At 54.3% G+C, this 23,184-nt stretch carries 21 protein-coding genes; 9 read left to right on the top strand and 12 right to left on the bottom strand.

Annotated features, from left to right (window positions below):
- Positions 1-1,054 precede the first annotated feature (1,054 nt).
- Positions 1,055-1,366, bottom strand: a complete 312-nt coding sequence (locus tag K7H09_RS03350) for an AzlD family protein (protein ID WP_039860500.1) — start codon at positions 1,364-1,366, stop codon at positions 1,055-1,057.
- Positions 1,363-2,085, bottom strand: a complete 723-nt coding sequence (locus K7H09_RS03345; RefSeq protein ID WP_009288350.1) for an AzlC family ABC transporter permease — start codon at positions 2,083-2,085, stop codon at positions 1,363-1,365. Before K7H09_RS03345 ends, K7H09_RS03350 begins: the two co-directional genes overlap by 4 nt.
- A gap of 174 nt (positions 2,086-2,259) precedes the next feature.
- Between K7H09_RS03345 and K7H09_RS03340 the strand changes: the two genes are divergently transcribed.
- From K7H09_RS03340 to K7H09_RS03320, 5 genes are read left to right on the top strand one after another with little or no spacing between them, the layout of a single operon-like run.
- Positions 2,260-3,396, top strand: a complete 1,137-nt coding sequence (locus tag K7H09_RS03340; protein WP_009288349.1) for a C4-dicarboxylate TRAP transporter substrate-binding protein — start codon at positions 2,260-2,262, stop codon at positions 3,394-3,396.
- A gap of 56 nt (positions 3,397-3,452) precedes the next feature.
- The gene (locus K7H09_RS03335) at positions 3,453-4,082 is read left to right on the top strand and encodes a TetR/AcrR family transcriptional regulator (RefSeq protein WP_039860497.1); all 630 of its coding nucleotides are present in this window, start codon (positions 3,453-3,455) and stop codon (positions 4,080-4,082) included.
- Positions 4,079-4,579, top strand: a complete 501-nt coding sequence (locus K7H09_RS03330) for a TRAP transporter small permease (RefSeq protein ID WP_009288348.1) — start codon at positions 4,079-4,081, stop codon at positions 4,577-4,579. Before K7H09_RS03335 ends, K7H09_RS03330 begins: the two co-directional genes overlap by 4 nt.
- Before the next feature lie 10 nt (positions 4,580-4,589).
- Entirely contained in the window at positions 4,590-5,897 is a 1,308-nt protein-coding gene (locus tag K7H09_RS03325; RefSeq protein WP_009288347.1) for a TRAP transporter large permease, read from the top strand.
- Positions 5,898-5,932: 35 nt separating this feature from the next.
- On the top strand, positions 5,933-7,159 hold the full coding sequence (locus K7H09_RS03320; RefSeq protein ID WP_009288346.1) for a metal-dependent hydrolase family protein: 1,227 nt from the start codon (positions 5,933-5,935) through the stop codon (positions 7,157-7,159).
- A 131-nt stretch (positions 7,160-7,290) separates the two neighbouring features.
- Here K7H09_RS03320 and K7H09_RS03315 read toward each other — a convergent pair whose 3' ends face one another.
- On the bottom strand, positions 7,291-8,004 hold the full coding sequence (locus K7H09_RS03315; RefSeq protein ID WP_009288345.1) for a Crp/Fnr family transcriptional regulator: 714 nt from the start codon (positions 8,002-8,004) through the stop codon (positions 7,291-7,293).
- A gap of 199 nt (positions 8,005-8,203) precedes the next feature.
- Positions 8,204-8,914 (bottom strand): Crp/Fnr family transcriptional regulator, encoded by a 711-nt coding sequence (locus K7H09_RS03310; protein ID WP_027958580.1) that lies wholly within the window; start codon positions 8,912-8,914, stop codon positions 8,204-8,206.
- A gap of 576 nt (positions 8,915-9,490) precedes the next feature.
- Here K7H09_RS03310 and K7H09_RS03305 point away from each other — a divergent pair.
- The 3 genes from K7H09_RS03305 to K7H09_RS03295 all read left to right on the top strand — a co-directional run bounded on the left by K7H09_RS03305 (position 9,491) and on the right by K7H09_RS03295 (position 13,530).
- Positions 9,491-11,554, top strand: coding sequence for a TonB-dependent siderophore receptor (locus K7H09_RS03305; protein ID WP_009288344.1), 2,064 nt, complete (start codon positions 9,491-9,493; stop codon positions 11,552-11,554).
- Positions 11,555-11,722: 168 nt separating this feature from the next.
- On the top strand, positions 11,723-13,027 hold the full coding sequence (locus K7H09_RS03300) for a serine hydrolase domain-containing protein (RefSeq protein WP_230803554.1): 1,305 nt from the start codon (positions 11,723-11,725) through the stop codon (positions 13,025-13,027).
- A 242-nt stretch (positions 13,028-13,269) separates the two neighbouring features.
- The gene (locus K7H09_RS03295; protein WP_083868875.1) at positions 13,270-13,530 is read left to right on the top strand and encodes an EexN family lipoprotein; all 261 of its coding nucleotides are present in this window, start codon (positions 13,270-13,272) and stop codon (positions 13,528-13,530) included.
- Between the two features lie 170 nt (positions 13,531-13,700).
- On the opposite strand, the gene K7H09_RS03290 is transcribed toward K7H09_RS03295, so the two are convergent.
- Positions 13,701-14,534, bottom strand: coding sequence for an ABC transporter ATP-binding protein (locus tag K7H09_RS03290; protein WP_039860496.1), 834 nt, complete (start codon positions 14,532-14,534; stop codon positions 13,701-13,703).
- A gap of 282 nt (positions 14,535-14,816) precedes the next feature.
- Between K7H09_RS03290 and K7H09_RS03285 the strand changes: the two genes are divergently transcribed.
- Positions 14,817-16,955 carry a TonB-dependent receptor gene (locus K7H09_RS03285; RefSeq protein WP_230803552.1) on the top strand — a complete coding sequence of 713 codons (2,139 nt, stop codon included), beginning with the start codon at positions 14,817-14,819 and terminating at the stop codon, positions 16,953-16,955.
- 85 nt (positions 16,956-17,040) lie between these two features.
- On the opposite strand, the gene K7H09_RS03280 is transcribed toward K7H09_RS03285, so the two are convergent.
- The 7 genes from K7H09_RS03280 to sstT form a co-directional block, all read right to left on the bottom strand.
- A complete protein-coding gene (locus K7H09_RS03280; RefSeq protein WP_027958563.1) occupies positions 17,041-18,078 on the bottom strand; it encodes a FecCD family ABC transporter permease in 1,038 nt (345 codons plus the stop codon).
- On the bottom strand, positions 18,075-19,079 hold the full coding sequence (locus K7H09_RS03275; RefSeq protein WP_027958562.1) for a FecCD family ABC transporter permease: 1,005 nt from the start codon (positions 19,077-19,079) through the stop codon (positions 18,075-18,077). Before K7H09_RS03275 ends, K7H09_RS03280 begins: the two co-directional genes overlap by 4 nt.
- A complete protein-coding gene (locus K7H09_RS03270; RefSeq protein WP_230803550.1) occupies positions 19,073-20,053 on the bottom strand; it encodes an ABC transporter substrate-binding protein in 981 nt (326 codons plus the stop codon). Before K7H09_RS03270 ends, K7H09_RS03275 begins: the two co-directional genes overlap by 7 nt.
- Before the next feature lie 72 nt (positions 20,054-20,125).
- Complete coding sequence (locus K7H09_RS03265; RefSeq protein WP_141440781.1) at positions 20,126-20,461, bottom strand: AzlD domain-containing protein; 336 nt, start codon at positions 20,459-20,461, stop codon at positions 20,126-20,128.
- The gene (locus K7H09_RS03260; protein WP_138801462.1) at positions 20,458-21,198 is read right to left on the bottom strand and encodes an AzlC family ABC transporter permease; all 741 of its coding nucleotides are present in this window, start codon (positions 21,196-21,198) and stop codon (positions 20,458-20,460) included. The genes K7H09_RS03265 and K7H09_RS03260 overlap by 4 nt, the downstream gene beginning before the upstream one ends.
- The gene (locus K7H09_RS03255) at positions 21,195-21,725 is read right to left on the bottom strand and encodes a helix-turn-helix domain-containing protein (protein WP_141440782.1); all 531 of its coding nucleotides are present in this window, start codon (positions 21,723-21,725) and stop codon (positions 21,195-21,197) included. The genes K7H09_RS03260 and K7H09_RS03255 overlap by 4 nt, the downstream gene beginning before the upstream one ends.
- Before the next feature lie 156 nt (positions 21,726-21,881).
- Positions 21,882-23,102 carry a serine/threonine transporter SstT gene (gene sstT, locus K7H09_RS03250; RefSeq protein WP_009288341.1) on the bottom strand — a complete coding sequence of 407 codons (1,221 nt, stop codon included), beginning with the start codon at positions 23,100-23,102 and terminating at the stop codon, positions 21,882-21,884.
- Positions 23,103-23,184 lie beyond the last annotated feature (82 nt).

The following is a 23,184-nucleotide window of genomic DNA, read 5'->3' as shown; positions in this document are numbered from 1 at the left end:
TTTTTCTCACTATCTCTAGGCGACGAACCGTATTCGCGATAGAAAATTTTTCGCTATTGTAGAAAGGGGCAGAGTGGGTTCATCTGATGGGGGTTCTTCCTGATCCCTCCGCATCGGCCGCTAGGAATGGTGCTAAAATAAAGTTTGACCACATCACTCTCTAGGCTATGAAGGATGAAGCAAGCGCAGAGACGTATCGCAAACAGGCTTTTTCATCTTGGTGCACGGCCAACCCGGACCCTACCACGTGGGCGGAAAGCGCACTTGAATACTGAAAGGCGATGCTATTTGGCATCCGCAAAGAGGAGCCTGTGGCAGCCTTGTATAGTAAGATTGCTCCGGTGCTAGAAGCTGAGCTTGCGGCTATGCACCCTACGCGTGCTGATTCGTCAAATACCCTGGCGATGCTGTTCCTGTACCGCTGATATTCTGAGTTGGCCGTGTCTTTTTTTCAGGGCGCCAAACAGATGCTCGTAGAGAACTATGAGGAGAAATATCAACGGATTCATGCCCAACAGTCTTTGATAGACGGACTCACTCTAAAATATAAAAAGTAGGCGTGAAGGTCGGTAGAGATTCAGATTAATGAGCATATCTTGGTGAGAAGTAAGGCTAACCACAGTTTGATAGAATAATAGAGGAGCTTTCCACTTAGGGCTTCGCCTAGAAAATTTTACTGTGCCATTATTGTTTGTCAGTGATTGCAGTGAGGCATTTTATCCACTTCATTCAGCTCCTTCAGACTAATGTTTAAACGGCGGGTGGTCGTCGCCTGGTTGTCATTTGGCTGCTGACAGGGTGAAAACCGTGTGAGTAATGTAATTCATGGAAAACGGTAAATCGTTGATAATGCTTGGTTTACGCATTGCAGGCGCGACCCCAAAGTTTGTTTGGTTGCACTCATAATCCCTTGGTCGTAGGTTCAAGTCCTACTGGGCCCACCATTTCTATATTTACCTATTTCAAAAGCAGGGAGTAATTAGTCCCTGGAGCTGCTGTATATCTGATTCTAGTTACGCCCTGCGCACGTCTAAAACTTTCAAGTCCCCCAATATTACCCAACCCACCAGCGCCAACCCGCAGCGCAAAGCATACCCATGGCAATCGATACCAGCGGGCTTCTCAATACTACCGCCACCGTGCCAGCGGCAATGGCCGCGAGCCGAACGCCGCCGTCACCATGCACGATGATAGGCGTAATAACGGCAATCAGGACTGAGCTAGACATGGCATCGACGAATCGCCGCACGCGTGGACTTAGCGGCACACGCGACATGATTAGCAGCCCCAGCACTCTGGAGCCATAAGCAATTACCACCATTAGCATGATAGCTATCAACGACTGCCACACGGGTGATGAGCTCATGAGGCGCTTTCCCTTAACCAGCGCCCGGGTAATAATACGGCCACCACGCCACCAGTAATGGCACCCACCATCACATGTAGGTAAGGCGGCAACCACCAGTACGCCATTAATGCACTAGCCGCTGCTGCCAGCCAGGGTAGGGCCATTGCCGCTCTTGGGTTTCCACCTACAACGATCATCAACAGAAAGCACAGCATGATCACATCAAGGCCGAAGCGTTCAGGCTCGGTAATGCCTCCGCCAAAGGCTAACCCTATTGCGGTGCCCGCGACCCAGGCTCCCCATAGCGCTATCCCGCCACCTAGAAGAATGCCCAGGTTTCGCTCGCCGCGCTGATACTCTCCCAGCGCCATTGCCCAGTTGGAGTCGGTTAGCAGAATCACCATAGCGAATTGCTGGCGTTGAGGTAACGCCTTGAGCCAGGGATAGAGCGCCGCACTCATTAGCATATGCCGGGTATGAATCGCGAGTGTGACCGCTGCCAGAGCAAGCAGTGGCAGAGGCGAATGCCACATCTCTAGGGCAGCAAATTGCGATGGAGCCGCGAAGACAAACAGGCTCATTAGCATCGCTTCCCAGCCGGCCAACCCTTGGTGCACGGCGGCTACGCCAAACGCCAATCCAAACGCGATCGTAAAAACCGCTAAAGGCAGCATCATGCGAATCCCTCGCCAGGTACCCGCAATATCCAGCCGAGTAGGATTTTCTTTTATTTTCATTGCTTAACCTTTCTATGCGAAGCAGGTCGTATCAAAAACAAACAGACCTGCTTGTTTTTTTATTATTTGAAGTCTAGATTGAATTATGTGCACGCGCCACAGCTGGTGACGTGTCAACAAGATGAAACAATACAACAGAAAAAAACAGCCGATTAAATCGGCCCAGGAAACTATATGAACTTCACTCGTAATACGCTGACACTCGCCGTTGGAGCGCTGGTCTTGCCTGTTGTTGCTTCTTCGGCCCATGCCGCAACTTCCTTTATTGCCAATTCGTTCTACGACCAACAACATCCCCACTCCCGTTACGGTTACATCGAGTGGGCAGAAATGGTCAAGGAACTCTCGAACGGCGAACTGCAACCCGAGGTTTATACCGGCACCGTACTGTTGGCACCACGGGCTAACCTGCAGGGTATCCAGGATAACGTGGTTCAGGTTGCTCACCATGCGGCTATCTACACGCCTTCTGAAATGCCAGTCGCGAATGCCGTGCAGGAGTTAGGGTTTAACTATGATGACCCGCTGATTGGCATACTGGCGGTGACAGACTTCAGCCTTAATAATCCCACTCAGCTAGCCGAGTGGGAGGAGCTGGATATTGTCTACCTGGGCGCCTATAACACGCCTTCCTATGTGCTGTTCTGCCGCGAACCAGTCCGCAATCTGGAAGAGCTACGCGGTAAGCGTATTCGAACGGCTGGCTCGACTGTTTCTGCCTGGGTCGAGCAAGCCGGGGGAACGCCCGTCAATGTGCCTTCCAGTGAGATGTATAGCGGCCTCGATCGTGGCTCGTTGGACTGCGCCTCTAATGCGGCTAACGACTTGATTGACCGGTCATTGTGGGAGGTTGCCGAGCACACCACGTTGCTGCCTACCGGCATGTATTGGTCTGGCCCTCAGTGGGGCTTCAATTCGGGCTTCTGGGCTAGCCTCAACGATGAGGAACGTAATGTCTTCAAAGAAGCGACTGCCAAGGCAATGACCCGCATGATTGTCCAGTATCTGGGCGCTTCTGAAGCCGCACTGGAAGAAGCCGCCTCCCACGGCAACAATATCTACGAGCCCGAAGATGATCTGATGGCTTCCGTGGAGGCTTTCCGCGATGAGGCCTTGGCCAATGTCTACGATAAGGCTCGTGATGAGTACGGCGTTGAAGACCCAGAGGCGCTGATTGATGATTTTATCGCGACCTACGAAAAGTGGGATGCCTTAATCAGCGAGGTTGATCGCGAGGACGAAGAGGCACTGGCCGAACTGGCCATGGAAGAGATCTACAATAAGCTTCCTGCTGACTACGGAATCTATTAACGCTGCAACATTGAGGCCGCCGCATTGAGGCGGCCTAGGCCAAATAAGGGTTCGCTATGACGAAGCGACAGAATCAAGAAGAACGCTCACGCCAAACCCAGGCTCGGGTGACGCAAGCGACTATCGAATGCATTCTCGAGAAGGGCATTCGTGCCACTTCAACGGTAGATGTTGCACGTCTGGCGGGCGTTTCCCGTGGCGCTTTAGTTCACCATTACCCCTCTAAGACATTATTGATGCAGGCGGCGCTTGAGGACTTGCTTAGTCGCGAAGTGGAAAGCGTAAGGGAGATGGCCGTAAAGGTTAAAGCGGGTGAGCTTAACTTTGACAGCCTGCTTAAAGCGCTGCATGAGCACTTCAAGGGTGACCTTTATATGGTGACTCTCGAATACCTCACTAATGCGCGAACCGACCCCGATATCATGAAAGTGCTGATACCGCTGGCAGCAAAGTTCAATGACTCTTTGGAGCAGATTTGGGAGCAGTTAGTCGCCAGTTCCAAGCACACTTCACATCAGAATCGCGTCGCCCTGAATGCCACCTTGTGCATGATGCGGGGTATGGGGGCGCAAAGCATCTGGCGAGATGACCCCGAACTCTACCGCGATATGCTGCTGTTCTGGAAAGAGACCCTGTTAGAACTGGGCTTTTCTGCCCCGGATACGCAGAGGAGTGAGCCCGCATGATGGCCAAACACTTCGAATCACTGAGCCAGTGGGTTGCCAAAAGTGCCATGGTGCTGGCGGCCCTCTTTCTGGTGCTTATGGCACTGCATGTCTCACTCGATGTTGGGCTGCGCTACTTATTCGGAAAGTCGTTTACCGGCACCTTGGAGTTTGTCTCTTTTTACTACATGGTCGCCGTCGTCTTTCTGCCTCTCGCCTATGTGGAGCTTCAGCGGGAACACATCAGCGTGGATGTGCTGGTGGGAAGGCTTCCGCCTATTGCCCAACTAACGCTTTACCTATTTGCCAGCACCCTTGGGTTCCTCTATTTCGGCATGCTCTGCTACCAGAGCTATCTAGATGCCGTTCGCGCTACGGTTCGAATGGAAACGGCCATGGCCAATTTCACCTTCTATCTATGGCCCAGTCGTTGGGCGTTACCGGTTGGCTTTGCAGCTATGTGCCTGGCCATCCTCGCCAACATGATTAAGGCGCTGCAACAACGCCAAGCCCTGTAGGAGTTTCCTAATGAGTAATATCGAGATAGGTGTGGCAGGCATTGCCATCGCCTTGGCCCTTACCGCCCTGCGCGTACCAATCGGCGTGGCACTGGGTTTGGTGTCGATTATCGGCATTGGCGAAATGACCAGCATGCGTGTGGCCTGGGGGATGATTTCGGCCACTCCGTTCGACTTTGCAGGTACCTGGGAACTGACCGCTGCACCTATGTTCCTGTTTATGGGCTATTTGTGTACCAGCACTAATATGACCCAAGGCCTGTTTCATGCCATGCGCCTTTATCTGGCGCGCCTGCCTGGCGGTCTGGCTGTTTCCAGTGTTATGGCCTCTGCCTTCTTTGCTGCAGCCTCCGGCTCTAGCGTCGCAACATCGGCGGCCATGTCGCGGATTGCCGTGCCCGAAATGCTCAAGCATAACTACGACAAGGGGCTGGCCACCGGTACCGTCGCCGCCTCTGGAACACTTGGCTCGCTGATTCCCCCAAGCGTGCTGCTGGTGCTCTATGGCGTTTATGCCCAGGTGTCGGTGGGTCAACTGTTTATGGCGGGATTCATCCCCGGTGTGCTTTCGGCGCTGCTTTACATCGCCATGATTATGGTGCGAACCAAGCTTAGCCCCAGCTTGGCGGGCAACACCGATGTACGCTCTAGCTGGGACGAAAAGTGGGATGCCTTTAAGCATATCTGGCCGTTGCCGTTGCTGATCGGCTCAGTTCTTGGCGGGATTTTTCTGGGTGTTTTTTCACCTACCGAAGCGGGGGCCGTGGGTACAACCATTGCCGCTCTGATTGCTTTGGCACGGCGCACACTAACTTTTTCAGCCATTCGGGAAGCGCTGATTCGCACGGCGGTGAGCACGGCAAGCATCTTTATTATTCTCATTGGGTCGCTGTTTTTCACCCGCTTTCTAGCCATGAGTGGCGTGCCCGCTGCTTTCTCCGAAATAATCCTCGGCGTCAGCACCGAGACCTGGTGGATCATTCTCGCGGTGGCAGTGATCTATCTTGTGCTGGGGATGTTTATCGACTCCATTGGCTTACTGCTCCTCACTCTGCCGTTAATTCTGCCCTTAGTGGAAGGCGCAGACCTCAACTTGATCTGGTTCGGTATCATCGTCGTAAAGCTGCTTGAAGTGGGGTTGGTCACTCCGCCTATCGGGCTCAATGTGTATGTCATCAAAGGTGCCTTGGGCAATAGCGTCACCCTGTCTGAAGTCTTTAAGGGCGTCGCCTGGTTCATCGTCATGGATATTGTTGCCCTGTTATTGATCGTGCTGATTCCAGCGCTTTCGCTCTACCTTCCGCAAAAGATGTTTTAACGCCACTCTCACAAGAACACTCACAAGGAATACTCATGACAACGACACGCTTTATTAATGCCAACGTCATCGACACGCGCAACGGAAAAGTACTCGCCAACCAGCAGGTGCGTATTCAGGATGGCCGTATCGTCGATGTGAGCGATTCGCCGCTAGAGGGCAGTGATGATCACGTCATCGATATTCAAGGCCACTACCTGATGCCTGGTCTGGTTGATTCGCATGTACACGTCACGGCAATTACACCCAATTTTGCTCTGCTTGAGACGCTTTCGCCTTTCTATGTGGGTGCCAAATCAAGCGAGCTGCTGGAAGCTATGTTGATGCGCGGATTCACGACCGTGCGCGATGCTGGCGGTGCAGATTACGGGCTCGCCAAGGCTGTCGATGAAGGTGCCCTGGTCGGCCCGCGTATCATGTACGCCGGGAATGCACTCTCCCAGACCGGCGGCCACGCCGATATGCGCGGCCCAGGCCAACAAACCTTTGAAGGCTGCTTCTGCTGCGCGGGCCTAGGTCGTGTTTGTGACGGTGTTAGTGAAGTACGCCGGGCCGCCCGGGATGAGATCAGAAAGGGTGCCACCCAGATCAAGATTATGGCGTCTGGCGGCGTTTCATCACCTACCGACCGTATCGACAGCACGCAATTTTCGCTTGAGGAAATTGATGCCATTGTGGAAGAAGCCTCCGCCGCCAATATTCATACCATGGCACATGCCTATACGGCGCGCGCTATCAACCGGCTTATCCCCAGAGGCGTCAAGACCATTGAGCACGGCAACCTTATGGACGAGGAGAGCTGTCGGCTATTCCTTGAGTACGACGCTTACCTAACGCCGACTCTCTGCACTTACGATGCCTTAGCGAAGGAGGGCGTCGAAGCGGGCATGGCCGAGCACCTACAACGCAAGGTTTATGATGTGCTGGATGCTGGCGGTAAGGCACTGGAAATGGCTCAACAATACGGTGTCAAGATGCTATACGGCTCTGATCTTCTTGGCCGGATGCAACGCCATCAACTCAACGAATTTCATTTACGCAAAGATGTAGTGCCCACCGACGAGCTGATTCGTGCAGCCACTAGCCACGCCGCCGACGCTTATGGTCACACCGGCGATTTTGGCGAGATTATCCCAGGCGCAAGGGGAGACGTAATCGTGCTTAAAGACAATCCTTTGGACGATATTAATGTTCTTACTCAGCCCGATGAGCAGCTCATGCTAATTATGAAAGGGGGAGTAGCTTACAAAAATGTTCTGTAGTCAGGCTTAATGCTGCTTAATAAAACGCTGCGTAATGAAGAGGCCAGCCAATGGCCTCTTTACGTAGCCCGTTGGCGTTACAGAGGAAGGGGGCTTATTAAATGCTTGATCAAGCGTTACGCTTCCTTTCTTTATATCACCGGCAACATTTTGGCGTATAACGCGCAATCATCGCTATAGCAATCGCAGGACGCCTCGATTAGGCCTAGTCGATCAAGCACCGTGATGGTTCCACGCTGGTAACGGATTAGGCCACGCGCCTGCAGGGCTATCGCCGCCAGGGTAATGCCTGCACGTCTAACCCCGAGCATCATGGCCAGAAACTCATGAGTCAGATTCAACTGATCGGTACCCGCGCGATCCTGAGTTATCAGCAGCCAGCGGGCGAGGCGCTCTTCAATTCGATGAAAATGATTACACGCCGCAGATGTCGCCAGTTGCTTCATCACGACATAGATATATCGCTTTAGTCGCTGTTGTAATACCGGAGTGCTAAGGAGTAGTTGTTGAAAGGCTCCAGCGTCAATACGTAGGGCCGAACCTGCTCCTTGAACCAGCGCGAGTAGTGGCGCCTCATCAATGCCTAACACTAAGGAGCTGCCCAGCATTCCTTCCCGACCCGCCATCGCGACTTCCAGTCGTTTGTCAGTATCGATGACGACAATCAGTGAAATGAAGCTATCGATGGGAAAATAGACGTGGGTAAATGTCTCTGTGGGCTGTAGCAGCACTTTACCAAAGCTAAGCTCCACGGTGTTGCAGGCAGCCATAAAGGCATTTCGCTCGACTTCCGGCAGCTCAACAAGGAGTTGATTGGCAGTGGGAACGTTCAAAATAGACGTCATGTGCCTCTCCGGTTATAAGAACCTGGCAAACAGCACAATGAAGGTGTAAATCATTTTGATGTCGGCTGCAGATAGGCCATCATCAGCGTTATTGACGGACTATGCGCATATTAACATTGGGTAAATCACTCGTCGGCACGCTAGCGTACATAACGTTGGAATGGTGTTTACGGGTAGATTGATAGTAGGGATTGAAGGATTACATTACGTCATGGTGGTTGAGTAGGCGGTCGTACTCGCGCTTAACCACCGCGTAACACTCGCAGACCCGCTTCTCTAGCCCAGGCCTGTCAATGATGGTGATATGCCCGCGGTTGTAGGAAATCAGCCCTGCTCGCTGGAGTTTCCCTGCGGACTCGGTCACGCCTTCGCGCCGCACGCCCAGCATATTGGCAATTAACTCTTGGGTCATAATCAATTTATCGCCCGGTAGCCGGTCGAGGCTGAGTAGCAGCCAGCGGCATAGCTGCTGATCGACGCTGTGATGGCGGTTGCATACCGCTGTCTGTGCCATCTGCGTCAGCAAGGCTTGGGTATAGCGCAGAAGTAGTCGCTGCATAGGGCCCGCGCGATAGAATTCGTTTTTGAGTAATTGCCCCTTAAGGCGGTAAGCCTTCCCTGCACTCTGCACAATCGCTCGGCTGGGGGTGGTCTCTCCGCCCATGAACAACGAAACGCCTACCACTCCTTCATAACCCACTACGGCAATTTCCGTCGAGGCACCATCTTCCATTACGCACAGCAGTGAGACGATAGAATCCAATGGGAAATAGACATGGCTCATTTGCCGGCCGGATTCGCTGAGTGACTGACCCAAGGACAATGTAACCTGCTCAAGATGAGGCAACAGATGCGCAAGGTCTTCTTCGGGTAATAAGCCAAGCAGAGCGTTCTGCTGGAGTTCTAGCATCGCACCTCTCCCCCTGTTGTTGGCTGTCGCGCGGCTTTTGATCAAAATTGTCTGAGTAAGATGTTCTTTTCTAATGCTTTTTACTGTTATCACAAATTTTTATACAGATATCGTTTTTAGTATAGGCTATCGGCAGACCAACTCAGTACGCTAACGTACATAAGCCTCTTGGAACAGGCTTAGAAACGACGTGTTGTATAAGAGAGAATCGTTGGAGAGGGATAGTTATTGCAGGAGTTTTCACCCCCATGTTCGCCAGCGCACAGCCAACAGATAGCTAACTGTTTAATGTAGATATAAGTGTGGCAACGGAAATGCCTAAACAGGACGTTGCACTTTGCGCTGCAGGGAACGCAGCGCCTCTCTTCTCAAATCTCAACTGCTAAAGCATCTAAGCAGTTGAGATGCATTGGGTACAGTCTGTTGGTATCGCCTTCAGTCAGCGTGGAAAATCCCCGCATTAGGCCATTGAAAGCAACTATTCAAAAGCGCTATCATGAATGCTAATAACAACGATTATCATGATGCTTATTTCTCTGCTTCCTCTTTGCTCCTAATTCCAACTGAGACTCTATCATGCCTCGTCTGCCGTTTGCCCGTCGTCCTTTGGCGCGCTCAATTTCCGCACTGATCCCCGTCACTGCGGCGCTTTTTTGCGCATCTGCCTATGCTCAGGAAGAAAACACTTCCAACGATACTGTGGTGGTTACCGCCACGGCACTAAAAGTCGATACCCCGCTAGTAGAGACACCACGCCCGGTCTCAAGCGTTGACCGTGAAGAACTGGAAGCCCGTAACGTCCAACAGCTAGATGAAACTTTCCGCTATCGTGCGGGCGTGCTGTCGGGCCATTACGGTAGTGATAACAATACCGATTGGCTCAAGGTGCGCGGTTTTGATCAATCGACTTACCAAGATGGTCTGCGAATCTACCGCGAAGGATTTTATCAGTGGCTACCCGAGCCTTATGGTTTGGAACGTATCGAGGTATTTAAAGGGCCTTCATCGATTCTATACGGTGAGGCACCTCCTGGGGGCTTGATCAATGCGGTCAGTAAGCGTCCGACTGAGACTCCTCAAGGGGAGGTTAATTTACAGCTTGGCAACCGCAACCATCGCCAAGTCGGCATTGATACCAGCGGGCCGCTGGGAGAATCAGAGGATGTGCGCTATCGCTTGGTGGGATTATACAAAGAGCGCGACGGCGATTTAAACGCCACGGATAACGAGCGCTACTATTTTGCGCCGAGCCTGGCGGTTGATCTTAGTGAAGATACTACCGTTACCTTTTTAGCCAGCGTGCAAAAAGATGATGGCGTTCCCGTTAATGGCTTTAAGCTGCCCTATGGCACTGTGGAAAACACCCCCTTTGGCCGCATAGACCCACAGACCAACTTGAGCGAACCTGGATACGATCAGGATAAACGCACTCAGTGGGGGCTTGGTTATGAGCTTCGCCACGCTATTAACGATACTTGGTCGTTTGAGCAAGACCTGCGCTACAGCGAACTGGACTTAGAGCTGCGCAGCACCTACGCACTCTCCATGGTTGATGATCGACGCGCATCCCGTGGATTGGTTTATCGCGATGGTTCCATTGATAGCTGGACGATTGATAACCGCATGGTGGGTACTTGGTACGGTGATCGCACCGAGAATACGCTGCTGCTGGGTGTTGATTACCAAAACTTGAGCCTGCGTGGCCAGGAAGGGGATAACTATGCGTTCGGCGAGCCGATTGATATCTTTAACCCAACCTACGGTAACTTTACGCCGATTGCAGAAGAAGATCTGCTAACTCGGGAAATCGATAAAGAGCAGACCGGTCTGTATGCCCAAAACCAGCTGCGTATCGATGACCGCTGGGTGCTGCTGGGCGGCGTACGCTACGACCAAGCGGAAACTGATAACCGTAATCAAACCGCAGGAACCACTCAGCGCTCAGATGACGACCAAGTGTCTTGGTCAGGTGGCGCAATGTATCTGGGTGAAAACGGTGTTAATCCTTACGTTAGCTACACCGAGTCATTTGACCCAGTGGGTAGAGTCGATGATGCAGGCGACCTGTATGATCCCCGCGAAGGTCGTCAGTGGGAAATAGGCGCTAAATTGGCGCCGTTCGACTGGGATGGCTATGTAACGGCGGCAGTTTTTGATCTGGAAGAGACCAATACTCTAGTGACCTCTCCAGCAGGCTTCCAAGTACAAGAGGGCAAGCGTACCTCTCAAGGCTTTGAGCTGGAAGGGGTGGGTTATATTACCGATGCGTTAAAAGTCACCGCGGCCTACACCTACACCGATGCTCGTCTGGAAGGCGATGAGCGTGCGCCGTTAATCCCGCGCCACCAAGCATCAACTTGGTTGGATTACGCCTTCACCGGCGGCGCGTTAAACGGCGTGACCCTAGGTGGCGGTGTGCGTTATGTGGGCAGCACTGTTGATACCAGCGTCGCCGACAACACAGTAGTGGATAGCTACACTCTGGTCGATGCCATGGTGGGCTATGAGTTTGCTGACGGTTGGCAGGCCCAGGTCAACGTCAACAACCTCACCGATAAAGAGTACGTGGCCAGCTGTGAATACTGGTGCTATTACGGTGAATCCCGCAGTGTGATTGGCAGCGTGAAATATAGTTGGTAAGGCCCAGTGCAAACCACAACGCCCGGTCATATAGGTCGGGCGTTTGCGTATCTGGGGTATGCCTTAGGATTTGGGCGTATATCTTAGTAAAGCATCGTGCATTTCTATCTATACTGAGGACGCTGCCTGTCCGCTTTATGTGCAGGACAGCCTATTTAGGAGTTGGTCATGCCGCGTTTAACCCGTCGATTCATCAGCGTTCTACCGCTTGCGATGTCCACCATATTTGTTGGTTGGGCAGCACCAGCCTTCGCGCAGGCATTTAATAGTGACGTGTTAAGCGCCGACGAATCAGACCCCAACCGGTTGGGCTGGATGCAAGGGTTTCCGCCTGTTTCAGAACGGGTAATTGGCCAACCTGACTCCAATTACTTTAGCTTTCCTAAAATGCGTTGGACAGTGTGCCACTTCCGCGAATTGCTACCCACTAAACAGGTGAGCAGGGGGTTGGGAGCGCCTATGCCGCTCACCTACGCGCTGGATGACGCTATCAATGATGTGCTGTTTACACCCCTTGACGGTAGTGAACCCATGTCGTGGCAGGTATCGTTGAGCGAGAACTACACCGATGGCCTGCTGATTCTTCATCAGGGGCAAGTGGTGTATGAGTACTACGCCGGCTGTTTAGATGAGGCGGGCCAGCACGGGGCAATGTCGGTGACTAAGTCGATGACCGGCCTGTTGGGGGAAATTCTGGTCGCTGAAGGCGCATTGGATGAAGAGGCGCTCGTCGGCGACATACTGCCAGAGCTGGCCAATAGCGCTTTTGGCAATGCCACCGTGCAGCAGCTGTTAGAAATGACCACAGGCCTTGCCTATAGCGAAGATTACAGCGACCCCAATGCGGAAATATGGGCGTACAACGCAGCGGCAAGCCCACTTCCTAAGCCAGAAGGCTACTCTGGGCCACGCACTTACTATGAGTATTTAGCCACCGTGCAGCCGGAAGGTGAGCATGGTCAGGTGTTTGGCTACAAAACAATCAATACCGATGCACTCGGTTGGGTAATTGCGCGCACCACGGGCGAGTCGGTGACGTCGTTACTGTCGTCGCGAATTTGGCAACGCATAGGCGCCGAGCAGGATGGCTACTTTACCGTCGACTCTATCGGAACACCCTTTGCCGCTGGCGGTTTAAGCGCAGGCCTAAGGGATATGGTCAGAGTAGGGCAGTTAGTGCTGAATGAAGGTGTTATTAACGGCAAGCAACTGTTTCCCGCGGCTGCGGTAGAACGCATTCGTCAAGGCGGTGGCAGGCAAGCGTTTGCCGCTGCAGGTTACCGCACTTTACCCGGTGGCAGTTACCGTGGCATGTGGTGGTCGCTGCATAATGATCATGGTGCATTCACTGCCCGTGGGCAGACGATCTATATCGACCCCACCGCCGAGATGGTAATAGTGCGCTTTGCCTCACACCCGGTGGCGGGCAATACCGCACCCCACCTCGCTCCCAGCCTATCAAGTGGTAGCTGAGTATTTGTTGAAGAAAGCCCCTTAGCCCAGAACATACGAGGTCTGATGCATCGACTGGCTCTACCAAATATTGTAGTTCTAGGTCGAGTAGAGTACTTAAAGAATGCTAAAAGATGCGTTAAATTGTTCTTCTTCTTTGACTGATATAGCTTATCTTGGTAATCTTAATTAGGATTTTTCGTTTAAAATTTTTAGAAAGGAAATCTTATGTGTATGACGTTCAAATTTAAGTGGAGTGCAATATGATATTTTTGCACCCACGAAATTTAGCAATCATTGCTCTAGCCGGCCTTACACTTACAGGGTGTTTTGATGACGCTGCCGAGACAACCCTTCCCACTCATGATGTAGAGTGGTTCAAATCTCACGATGATGAGCGCAAGACAACACTAACGGAGTGCTCAAATAATCCTGGCGAGTTAAAAGACACGCCGAATTGCTCTAATGCACTTGAAGCTGAGCAGCAGCTTTCTTCAGGTTCATTGCATAACGTCGATTGGTAATCGTATCGCTTATGTCTGTAGTGGTTCAATAAAATCGGACACCACTTAAGAGATAATATTGCTACTAGTATTTGAGGTGTTTAATAAAAAACTTCTCAATATGTAGGTTAGCATATCCACTTTATACGACGCTGATGAAGCAGATATATGCCTTACATTGCACTGCATCTCTAAAAAACCACCTCCGATGCAGTGGCGGTCTGATACCGTTTCCGCGGCACGCAAATCGGGCTGCCGCTTTCGGGGTCGTGGATCACATGGGCATCCAGGTCGAACACGCGCTTAAGGTTGGTGGCGGTAAAGACCTTGCTGGGCGCGCCGCTGGTAACGATACGGCCATCGCACATCATTACTAAATGATCAGCGTAGGCGGCGGCCAGGTTTAGATCGTGGAGCACCAGTAGCAGGGTGCGACCTTTTTCATGGGCCAGGCGCAAAAGTAGCTCCAGCAAATCAACCTGTACCTTTAGATCCAGAAAGGTGGTGGGCTCATCAAGTAGGATCAAGTCGGTTTGCTGAGCCAGCACCATGGCAATCCAGCAGCGCTGGCGCTGGCCGCCGGAGAGCGCATCGACATTGCGCTCGGCAAACTCAGTCACGTGGGTATAAGCCATGGCTTCACGAATAGCAGCGGCGTCTTGCTGAGCATTTTTCTGCCATAACCCCTGATGTGGAAAACGGCCCATCCCCACTAACTGCTTTACGCTCAGCCCCTCGGGCGCTACCGGGCCTTGGGGCAGAATTCCCAGGCGCTTGGCGACCTCCCGCGTTTTGCTGCGATGGATATCCTTGCCGTCCAAATACACATGCCCGCCACTAGGCGTGAGCGTGCGCGCAAGGGTTTTTAGCAGCGTCGACTTGCCACTTCCATTTGGCCCCAAAAGCACCGTGAGCTTGCCTTCCTCAATCGCAATATCGACACCATCCAGTACACGTCGAGTGTCATAGCCCGCGTGCAGGGCTTCGCCCGTCAAGCGAGGTGGCTGATGAGAAGGCTGGGTCATGAATGTGCTCATTGGGGTTGTTTAAGCAGGCAGAACCGTAAGCCAAAATATTCTCATTTTCAATACTTGCCATTGCTCAGCAAGCAGTTGCTCACTGCTTTAAACGTCGGCCGTAGAGGAAAGAGGGGGTAAGAAAGGGGAGAAATAGTGTCGTTATCCTGAACGGTTCGTTCCGCTTGAGTAGATCTTTGTGACTTATATGCATAAAATAATCATTATTATTTAGATGTAGATTACGTTTACAGGGTAAGGTTCACTCAAAAGCAGGGGGATAAAAACTAGATGTACACTAAGAAACGCCAGGTATTTTGGCCTACGGTGACGCTTGCCGGTTTGGTAGCTGCCAGCCACGCTTATGGGCAGGAGTCTGCTTCCACAGGATCGCAAAGCGGCGCCAGTGATGCCGATTCGACCATGGTGGTGACTGCCACCCGCAGCCATAGCGAAGCGGGCCAAACGCCGCAGCGGGTAACGATCATTACCCGTGAGCAGATTGAGCAGCAGCTAGCGATTACTGATGACCCGGGCCAGGTGCTCAGTAATCTTATTCCCTCTTACTCCCCCAGCCGCCAAAAGCTCTCCAACGCGGGCGAGACATTCCGCGGCCGCGATGCCCTGTTCCTGATTGACGGAGTGCCGCAGTCCAATCCCCTGCGCGACAGCTCGCGGGATAGCTATACCATTGACCTTTCCATGGTGGAGCGTATTGAAGTCATCCACGGGGCCAGCGCCGAGCACGGTTTAGGTGCGACCGGCGGCTTGATCAACCTGGTGACCCGGCGTGCCGAAGGCGGGGGCATTAGCCAACACGCGGGCATTAGCCTGACCATGGATGATGATCTCCAGTCGGATGGGCTAGGCAACAAGCTGGACTACCGCATTAGCGGCCAGCAAGGCGACTGGGATTTCGTTGCCGCAGCGACGCGTCAGGAGCGCGGGGTTTTTTACGATGGCAACGATGAGGTGGTCGGTATTGCCTACCCAGGCGAGCTGCAAAACTCGGAAAGCTACGATCTTTTCGGCAAGCTGGGCTACTGGATCGACGACAACCAGAATGTTGAGTTCTCGCTGAATCACTTCGATTTGGAAGAGGGCAACGACTACGTACCGGTCACCGGGGACCGCTCCGCAGGTGTTCCCACCACGGCACGCAAAGGCCGTCGTGACGGCGAGCCTGGGTTCAACGAAGTGACCTCGGCGCGGCTTTCCTACTCTCACGCTGACTGGTTTGGCAACGAGCTGGACGCCCAAGTATATCGTCAGCGCTTCCGTGCACGCTTTGCCACTACGCCATTTTTCCCTTATCTGGATAGTGCAGGGGATACCCAGTATGACCAAACGCGGAATGAATCTGACAAAATGGGCGCCAAATTCACCTTGAACCGTGATGGTATGCTGGATGACCGTTTGGGTGTGACGGTTGGTTTGGACGTATTGGAAGACGAAACAAGCCAGATGCTGGTGCATACCGGGCGCACCTACGTGCCGGAAAGCCGCTATCGTAATTTGGCGCCTTTCCTGCAGGGCCAGTTTAAGCTCGCGGATCCTCTCACGCTGCATGCCGGGGTGCGTCACGAGCATGCCGAGCTTGAGGTGGATACCTTCCAAACGATTGATCGCAGCAATGTCACCCAAGACAACGTCACCGTGGACGGTGGCAAGCCCAGTTTCGATGAAACGCTGTATAACGTCGGCTTAACCTATCAAGCCACCGACTGGGCCCAGCTGTACGCCAACTATTCGGAAGGCTTTGGCATGCCCGATGTGGGCCGGGTGCTACGCGGCATTGGCACGGCGGGCCAGGATGTGGACACCCTGCTGCAGCTTCAGCCGATTGTTACCGATAACCGGGAAATAGGCGCGCGTTTTGACTGGGATGGCTACGGGCTAGAGATTAGCTACTATGAGTCCAATTCGGATTACGGCCAGCGGCTTACCGAGCAGAATGGCACCTGGGTCGGTAGCCGAGAGAAAACCGAGATCCAGGGCGTTGAGATTACCGGCGACATGCAGGTGGCGGACAAGCACGATCTATCGCTCTCCTATGCCCACACTGAGGGCAAGTCGGATCAGGATGGCGATGGCAGTGTGGATACCAAACTCACCGGTATCAATATCGCCCCGGATACGCTCAAACTGGGCTGGAGCGCTATCTGGAACGACCGCGTTTCCACGCGCTTGCAGGGTAGTTACTACTTCGATCGAAGCGTCGATAATCCTGAACTTGATTTTGACGGCTACGGCTTAGTGGATGCTTCTCTAGCTTATCGCCTGCCCACCGGCAGGGTGTCAGTAGGTATCGAAAACCTCACCGATGAGGATTACCTCACTTACTACTCTCAAGCCGCACGCATCAGCGATGAGTACTACTTCACTGGGCGGGGCCGCACTTTCACTCTGGGGTACCAGCTGGATTTCTAGTCAGCCGCTTTCTATTTTCTATGTTTTGTGCTCGATACTGTTTGGCGGCGCCTTTGGGGCGCCGCTTTTTTTTCGTCAATTCGCTCTAAAAGCGAGCTCGCGATCTATGCAGTAAATAAACGAAGAAGGGCGCGCCTATCCCGGCAACAAAGATGCCCGCAGGTAAATCTTTGGGCAAAAACGCTACCCGGCCCAGCAGGTCGGCGTAAAGCACTATCAAGGCGCCGACCAACGCTGATGTAGGCACCAGGCGTGCCATGTTCCGCCCCACCAGCCTAGCGGCCAGGTGGGGGGCAATTAATCCCACAAAGCTTAAGCCACCGGCAAAAGCCACAGCGGCACCTGCCAGCGCCACGCTGCAGGCCAGCAATACCAATCTGCTGCGCAGAATCGCCACCCCAAGCCCTTCGGCAACGCTATCACCCAGGGCCATGGCATCCGCATGGCGGGCGAAGAGTAGGCTGATAGGCACCGCGACGACTAACCACGGCAATAGGCTCCACACATCGTCCCATTGCGCCGCGTAAAGGCTGCCGGTTAGCCATACATAGGCGGTCATGGCGGCAGAGTCATCGCTGATCACGATTAACAGGGTGGTGCCAGCGCCCATGGCCGCGGCCAGGCCAATGCCGACCAGTACCATGCGCGATGGGCTAACACCGTTTTTCCAGGCCAAGCTCACCACCAGCAGTGCAGAAACTAGTGCTCCCAGCATGGCGGCAACGGGCAGCCAGTGAATGCTAAGGGTCGAACTCAATAGGGATAAGAACACCACCGCCGCCAGCGCCGCACCGCTGGTAATGCCGATGACATCCGGGGAGGCCAGCGGGTTACGCACAATGCTTTGCAGAATCGCTCCCGCGATTGCCAGGGCGGCGCCGACCAATACCGCTAGAGCGATGCGCGGAAGGCGCAGCTCCCAAATAATAAAGGTAATATCACTACTTAGCGGGGCTGCTAGTGCATTTAGCACCTGCAGCGGTGGTGTGGGAAAACTGCCTAAACAGAGCGACAGCCCGGCGCTTGCTAGCAATAAAAGGCTTAGCATCAGCAGGCGACGTAGTAAGCGATTACTGTCGCTTTTTGCTTCGCTGTTAAGGTTTAACGTGGCGTCTGCTCTCATTGGCCAGCCATCTTGCGTCGTGCCAGATAGATAAAGAAGGGCGTGCCGATCAGCGCGGTCATCACACCGACCGGAACCTCTTGGGGTGGCATTAAAAAGCGCGAGCCAAGATCGGCCAGCAGCAGCAAACAGGCACCCAATAGCGCGCAGGCTGGCAGCAGCCAGCGATGGTCGATGCCAAATAACCCCCGCGCCATATGGGGCACAATCAGGCCCACAAACCCGATCATGCCCGCCAGCGCTACGGCGCTGCCCGCCAGCACAATCACAATCAGCCCGAGCAGCAGCTTGATGGTGGTGGCCTGCATGCCCAGCCCGGTGACCATGTCATCGCCCAGTAACAGTGCATTGGCGTGACGTACCAGCAGTGCGCTGAGCAGCAGTGCTCCGCCGAAGAGCGGCAGTAAGGGCGCTACCAAAGAGAGGTCGCGCCCCGACACTGAGCCCGCCAACCAGTAAAGCACGCTTTCAAAACTTTGCTGATCAATCACCAACAGCCCTTGGCTGAACGACACAAACATTGCCGTCACTGCTACACCTGCCAGCACGACCCGCAGAGGGGAGAGCTCACCGTGGCGGCCGCGGCTAAGCACCACCACCAGTATGGCCGCAACGAGTGCCCCTAATAGCGCGGCCCATACGTAGTGAGCGGGCGTGTGCAGCGGCAATAGCGAAACCGCTACTACTACAAAAAACATCGCGCCGGCGTTAATGCCCAAAATGCCCGGCGACGCCAGCGGGTTGCGCGTCATGGTCTGCATTAGTGCGCCTGCAATCGCTAAACTGGCGCCCACCAGAGCGGCAATCACCGCACGGGGTAAGCGTTCAGTTAAAAGAATGATGTGGGCGATGTTGGTAGGATCGTAATGGGCGAGCGAGCCATACAGAGAGGAAAGGGAGATCTCCGTTGTGCCTAACATCACGCTGGCGAAAAAGGCGCCTAGTGCCACCAGCACGCCGAGTAGCAGGCCAATACTTTTTGCGGCAGTACTGTTTAGCATGAAGCAGGCTCCCCACGGCCACTGGCGTGAGGCAGGCAAGCCTGATGCGGCGCCGCTTCGGGTTGCAACAGCCCGTAGTGACTATACAGATCATCCAGCATGGCGTTGGCCGCCAGTATGCCGCCACCCATCATCCAACTCACCGGCTCAACTTCAAATACGCGCCCGCTTTGTACCGCTGACAGCTGTTGCCAGAGTGGGTGGGAGGCCCAGTGTTGGTAATTATCTGCAATAGCGGGGTCATCGGGCTCAAGCAGAATAAAGAGGGCATCGGCATCCAGCACCGGAATGTTTTCAGTACTGGAAAGCTTCATTCCCCAACTCTGGCTTTGCAGTGTATCCGGCTGATTAAAGCCCAGCTCATCAAGAATCGAGCCTGCAAAGCCGCTGGTATAGATGCGCACGTGGTCGCTTTTAAACCGCACCACGGCCACTTTTTGCGGCCACTCGCTGCTCAACTTGGCGGCGATCTGCTGGCGAAAGTCGGCGACACGATCATCCCATTGCTCAAGCAGCTCATTTGCCTGCGCTTCGCGGCCAGTAGCATTGGCCACCATGTTCAGCGTGGTCTTGAAGTTAAACACTGTCGGGGCAGATACAGTGGGGGCGATGGCCTCCAATAGCGGCGCTATTCGCGCATGGCGAAAGTCGCTGGCAATGACCAAGTCAGGATTAAGCCAGGCAATCTTTTCCAGGTTCGGTTGGGTTTCCAGCCCCACATGCTCGACGCTATCAAGCGCATCGCGCAGATAGCGGTACATGGGCTTTTCCAGCCAGGAATCGACTACGCCAATAGGCGTCAGTCCAAGGGCTACGGCGCTGTCGGTAGCCCCCTGGTAAAGCGTCACAATGCGTGGCGGTTCCGGGGGGCTGCTCGGCGTGTCAGCGGCTGCCATAAAGGGCATTAGCGCCGCCTGCGTTAACAGCAACACACTCATAAAAACCTTCTTGCCATGGGTGTGTGCTTTTAACATTAATGTCACTTTACGATTGGCTCGGACTTAAGAGCCGGGATGATGGCATGACGTAAAAGCTAATGCAAAGCATTACCAAATGAAGGCCGCGACCTCAACTATCCCAAATACCGCGACGCCGGCCGCGACCGGCCAGCCAAGTGAGCGTACCCGCGACCAGACCAGCAGCGTGACAGAAAGCCCGATGGCGGTGGCGATCCAGGAAACAGCGCTTGGGTTAACCGGTACAATGGATACCCCCAGCACGGCGGCAATCATCAGTGGGCCAAGAATACCCAGCCACTGGGGCATGTTATTAAGGCCACTTTCGCTGTTGAGGCGGCGCTGCATCCATAAAAAAGGCACTACCCGCATCAGCAACGTGCCAATGGCAGAAACCGCGACCACTATCCAAAGTGCAGTGCTCATGATTCACGCCTCCTGTTGGTGGCGAATCTTTGCGTATAGAACTGCGTGGAGTAGAAGCACAGCGCGCCGCAGGCGGCGGCTAAGGGAATCGCCACGTTGCTCCAGCCGACCAGGGTCAAACACAGCGCCGCTAAAATGGTGCAGCCCATGGCGACTGCCCAACGCTTGTCGGTAAAGCGCGGCGCCACCATGGTCAAAAACAGCGCGGGCAGCGCGAAGGGCATAATCTCACCCAGCAGCGGCCAGCGGGCGGTGAAGGCCTCACCGGCGGTAGCGCCCACCGCGGTGCCAATTATCCAGGCGCCCCAGGCCAGCAGTGATGCGCCCAAAAACCAGCTAAAACGCTTTACCTCAGGCAGTTGGGGCAGCCGGGTTAGGGCCAGTGCAAACACCTGGTCGGTGAGGCCGTGCATTAACCAGGGCCAGTGGCGGCTGCGCGGCAGTAACGCCGCTAGGTTAGGGCCGTACACCACATGGCGCACGTTAATCAGCAGCGTCATCGCTACCACCAGCCACAGCGGGGCGCCGGTGGCGATCATACCGACAAATAGAAATTGCGAAGCACCGGCGTAAATCAGCGCTGAAATAGCCGTGGCCTCCAGCGTGCTAAAGCCGGCCTGGGTGGCGACTAAGCCAAATGACAGCGCCACGGGAATGTAGCCGCCCAATAGTGGGATGGCTTCTCGCACGCCCTGCAGCGCGCTACGAACAGGAGAGTGGCTGGCAGCTTGGCTCATGATGTTTGGCCTTCCAAACCATAGGTGATGGTCATCATCAACGTGGCCTCCGCTTCGTGGGTACGGTAAAGGTGCGGTTGATCGGCGGCGAAGGTGATGGCCTCTCCCGGTGTTAGCACCGTGGTGGCGCCCTCTGGCCCTGCTTCCAACCAGCCGCTTATCAGCGTGAGTGATTCACGGGTGCCGGGTGTATGGGCTTCAGCATGGCGCAATGTATACGGTGCGCAGCGCATCCAGTAGGCGTCCACCTGGGGGGAGTCCTTGCCTTGATCGATTAGGCGCACCTGCACGCCATCTTCACCCAGCGGCACGCTGATTGGCGCTACCAGGGTGCCGAAGGGCACATCGAGCCGCACCGCCAGCCGCCAAATGGTATCCAGGGTCGGATTGCCGTTGCCTTGTTCAAGGCGACACAGGTTGGATTTGGCAATCCCCGCCTCATTGGCTAACTGCGACAGTGACCAGCCCCGCTCCAGGCGAAGTGCTTGAAGGTGCTGGCCCAACGTGTTGAGTGAGAGCTTATCCATAAGGCTGTCCGCTGTTCTTTATATAGAACGTTCTATATAAGGAACGTTCGTCTGTCAATGGCCTCGCTCGGCAACAATAGCCTTATTCGGAAGTGGCACCCTCTAGCGGCGGCGCGCTGGGAGTATGCCTAATGGGGCACTATGCCCCGGGCAGTGCTAGTTGTTCGCTTCCTTGGAGCGGCAGGCCGCTGCAGTAAACAGCACATCGGTAGAGGAATTGAGCGCAGTTTCGGTGGAGTCCTGTACCACGCTGATCACAAAACCAATCGCCACCGCCTGCATGGCCACTTCCGTGGGAATACCGAACAGGTTGGCGGCCATGGGAATCAGCATCAGTGAACCGCCCGCCACGCCTGAAACGCCGCAGGCCGCCAGCGCTGAAACCACGCAAAGTAGCAGCGCCGTGGGAAAGTCGACGCTAATGCCTAGCGTATGAGTGGTCGCCAGAGTGATGACAGTAATGGTGATGGCTGCGCCACACATATTGATCGTTGCACCCAACGGAATGGAAATGGAGTAGGTGTCAGGGTCGAGCTTTAGGCGGCGGCAAAGCTCCAGGTTCACGGGGATATTCGCGGCCGAACTGCGGGTGAAAAAGGCAGTAATCGCACTACCGCGCAGGCACGTAAACACCAGGGGGTAAGGGTTTTGCCGGGTGGTGAAGTAAACCAGCAGCGGGTTGCTAACCAGCGCGACAAACAGCATACAGCCCACGATCACACCCAGCAGTTGGGCGTAGTTGAGCAGCGACTCAACGCCGGATTCTGCCAGCGTGCCTGCCACTAAACCAAAGATACCCAGCGGCGCTAAACGAATCACCAGTGTCACAATGCGGGTGATCGCTGCGGATAAATCGCTCAATGCTTGGCGGGTGGTATCGCTGGCTTGGCGCAGCATTAAACCCAGGCCGATAGCCCAGGCCAAAATAGCGATAAAGTTAGCCTCCATCAGCGCACTAACCGGGTTGGCAACCGCGTTTAGCAGCAGGTCGCGTAGAACGCTAAAAATATCCCCGGGCGGGTTGCCGTCAACTTGCCCCAAATCTAACGTAAGCTCCGTGGGAAACAGGAAGCTGGCTGCCACTGCAATGAGCGCGGCGATCAGCGTGCCCACCACATAGAGCACCAGCACGGGGCGAATATGGGTGGGTTGACCTTTTTGATGAGCAGAGATCGCAGCGGCTACCAGTACAAACACCAAAATGGGCGCCACTGCCTGCAATGCGGCGATAAAGAGCTGGCCAAGTAGGGCCACGTCGCTTGCAATGCCCGGTGAAAACAGGGCGAGCACTACCCCGGCAACGATACCGATTAAAATCTGCGGGATAAGGCCCAGCCGAATAAGTGGCCGGAAAACGGTGCGGGCGGTGGCGATCATTGCGCAACTCTCAGGTAGTAAAAGGTGGGTGGCGTATCGGCGTTTAGCCGCTAACGCGCCTGAAAGGGGCGGTATTCTATCA

It is taken from the genome of Halomonas sp. IOP_14 (genome assembly GCF_021021315.1).
GTDB classification, from domain to species: Bacteria; Pseudomonadota; Gammaproteobacteria; order Pseudomonadales; family Halomonadaceae; genus Vreelandella; species Vreelandella titanicae.
This window is presented reverse-complemented; position numbering and strand designations above follow the sequence as displayed.

Coding starts and splice junctions, on each gene's coding strand:
- K7H09_RS03350 (WP_039860500.1), bottom strand. CDS start 1,366: ATGAGCTCATCACCCGTGTGGCAGTCGTTGATAGCTATCATGCTAATG.
- K7H09_RS03345 (WP_009288350.1), bottom strand. CDS start 2,085: ATGAAAATAAAAGAAAATCCTACTCGGCTGGATATTGCGGGTACCTGG.
- K7H09_RS03340 (WP_009288349.1), top strand. CDS start 2,260: ATGAACTTCACTCGTAATACGCTGACACTCGCCGTTGGAGCGCTGGTC.
- K7H09_RS03335 (WP_039860497.1), top strand. CDS start 3,453: ATGACGAAGCGACAGAATCAAGAAGAACGCTCACGCCAAACCCAGGCT.
- K7H09_RS03330 (WP_009288348.1), top strand. CDS start 4,079: ATGATGGCCAAACACTTCGAATCACTGAGCCAGTGGGTTGCCAAAAGT.
- K7H09_RS03325 (WP_009288347.1), top strand. CDS start 4,590: ATGAGTAATATCGAGATAGGTGTGGCAGGCATTGCCATCGCCTTGGCC.
- K7H09_RS03320 (WP_009288346.1), top strand. CDS start 5,933: ATGACAACGACACGCTTTATTAATGCCAACGTCATCGACACGCGCAAC.
- K7H09_RS03315 (WP_009288345.1), bottom strand. CDS start 8,004: ATGACGTCTATTTTGAACGTTCCCACTGCCAATCAACTCCTTGTTGAG.
- K7H09_RS03310 (WP_027958580.1), bottom strand. CDS start 8,914: ATGCTAGAACTCCAGCAGAACGCTCTGCTTGGCTTATTACCCGAAGAA.
- K7H09_RS03305 (WP_009288344.1), top strand. CDS start 9,491: ATGCCTCGTCTGCCGTTTGCCCGTCGTCCTTTGGCGCGCTCAATTTCC.
- K7H09_RS03300 (WP_230803554.1), top strand. CDS start 11,723: ATGCCGCGTTTAACCCGTCGATTCATCAGCGTTCTACCGCTTGCGATG.
- K7H09_RS03295 (WP_083868875.1), top strand. CDS start 13,270: ATGATATTTTTGCACCCACGAAATTTAGCAATCATTGCTCTAGCCGGC.
- K7H09_RS03290 (WP_039860496.1), bottom strand. CDS start 14,534: ATGACCCAGCCTTCTCATCAGCCACCTCGCTTGACGGGCGAAGCCCTG.
- K7H09_RS03285 (WP_230803552.1), top strand. CDS start 14,817: ATGTACACTAAGAAACGCCAGGTATTTTGGCCTACGGTGACGCTTGCC.
- K7H09_RS03280 (WP_027958563.1), bottom strand. CDS start 18,078: ATGAGAGCAGACGCCACGTTAAACCTTAACAGCGAAGCAAAAAGCGAC.
- K7H09_RS03275 (WP_027958562.1), bottom strand. CDS start 19,079: ATGCTAAACAGTACTGCCGCAAAAAGTATTGGCCTGCTACTCGGCGTG.
- K7H09_RS03270 (WP_230803550.1), bottom strand. CDS start 20,053: ATGTTAAAAGCACACACCCATGGCAAGAAGGTTTTTATGAGTGTGTTG.
- K7H09_RS03265 (WP_141440781.1), bottom strand. CDS start 20,461: ATGAGCACTGCACTTTGGATAGTGGTCGCGGTTTCTGCCATTGGCACG.
- K7H09_RS03260 (WP_138801462.1), bottom strand. CDS start 21,198: ATGAGCCAAGCTGCCAGCCACTCTCCTGTTCGTAGCGCGCTGCAGGGC.
- K7H09_RS03255 (WP_141440782.1), bottom strand. CDS start 21,725: ATGGATAAGCTCTCACTCAACACGTTGGGCCAGCACCTTCAAGCACTT.
- sstT (WP_009288341.1), bottom strand. CDS start 23,102: ATGATCGCCACCGCCCGCACCGTTTTCCGGCCACTTATTCGGCTGGGC.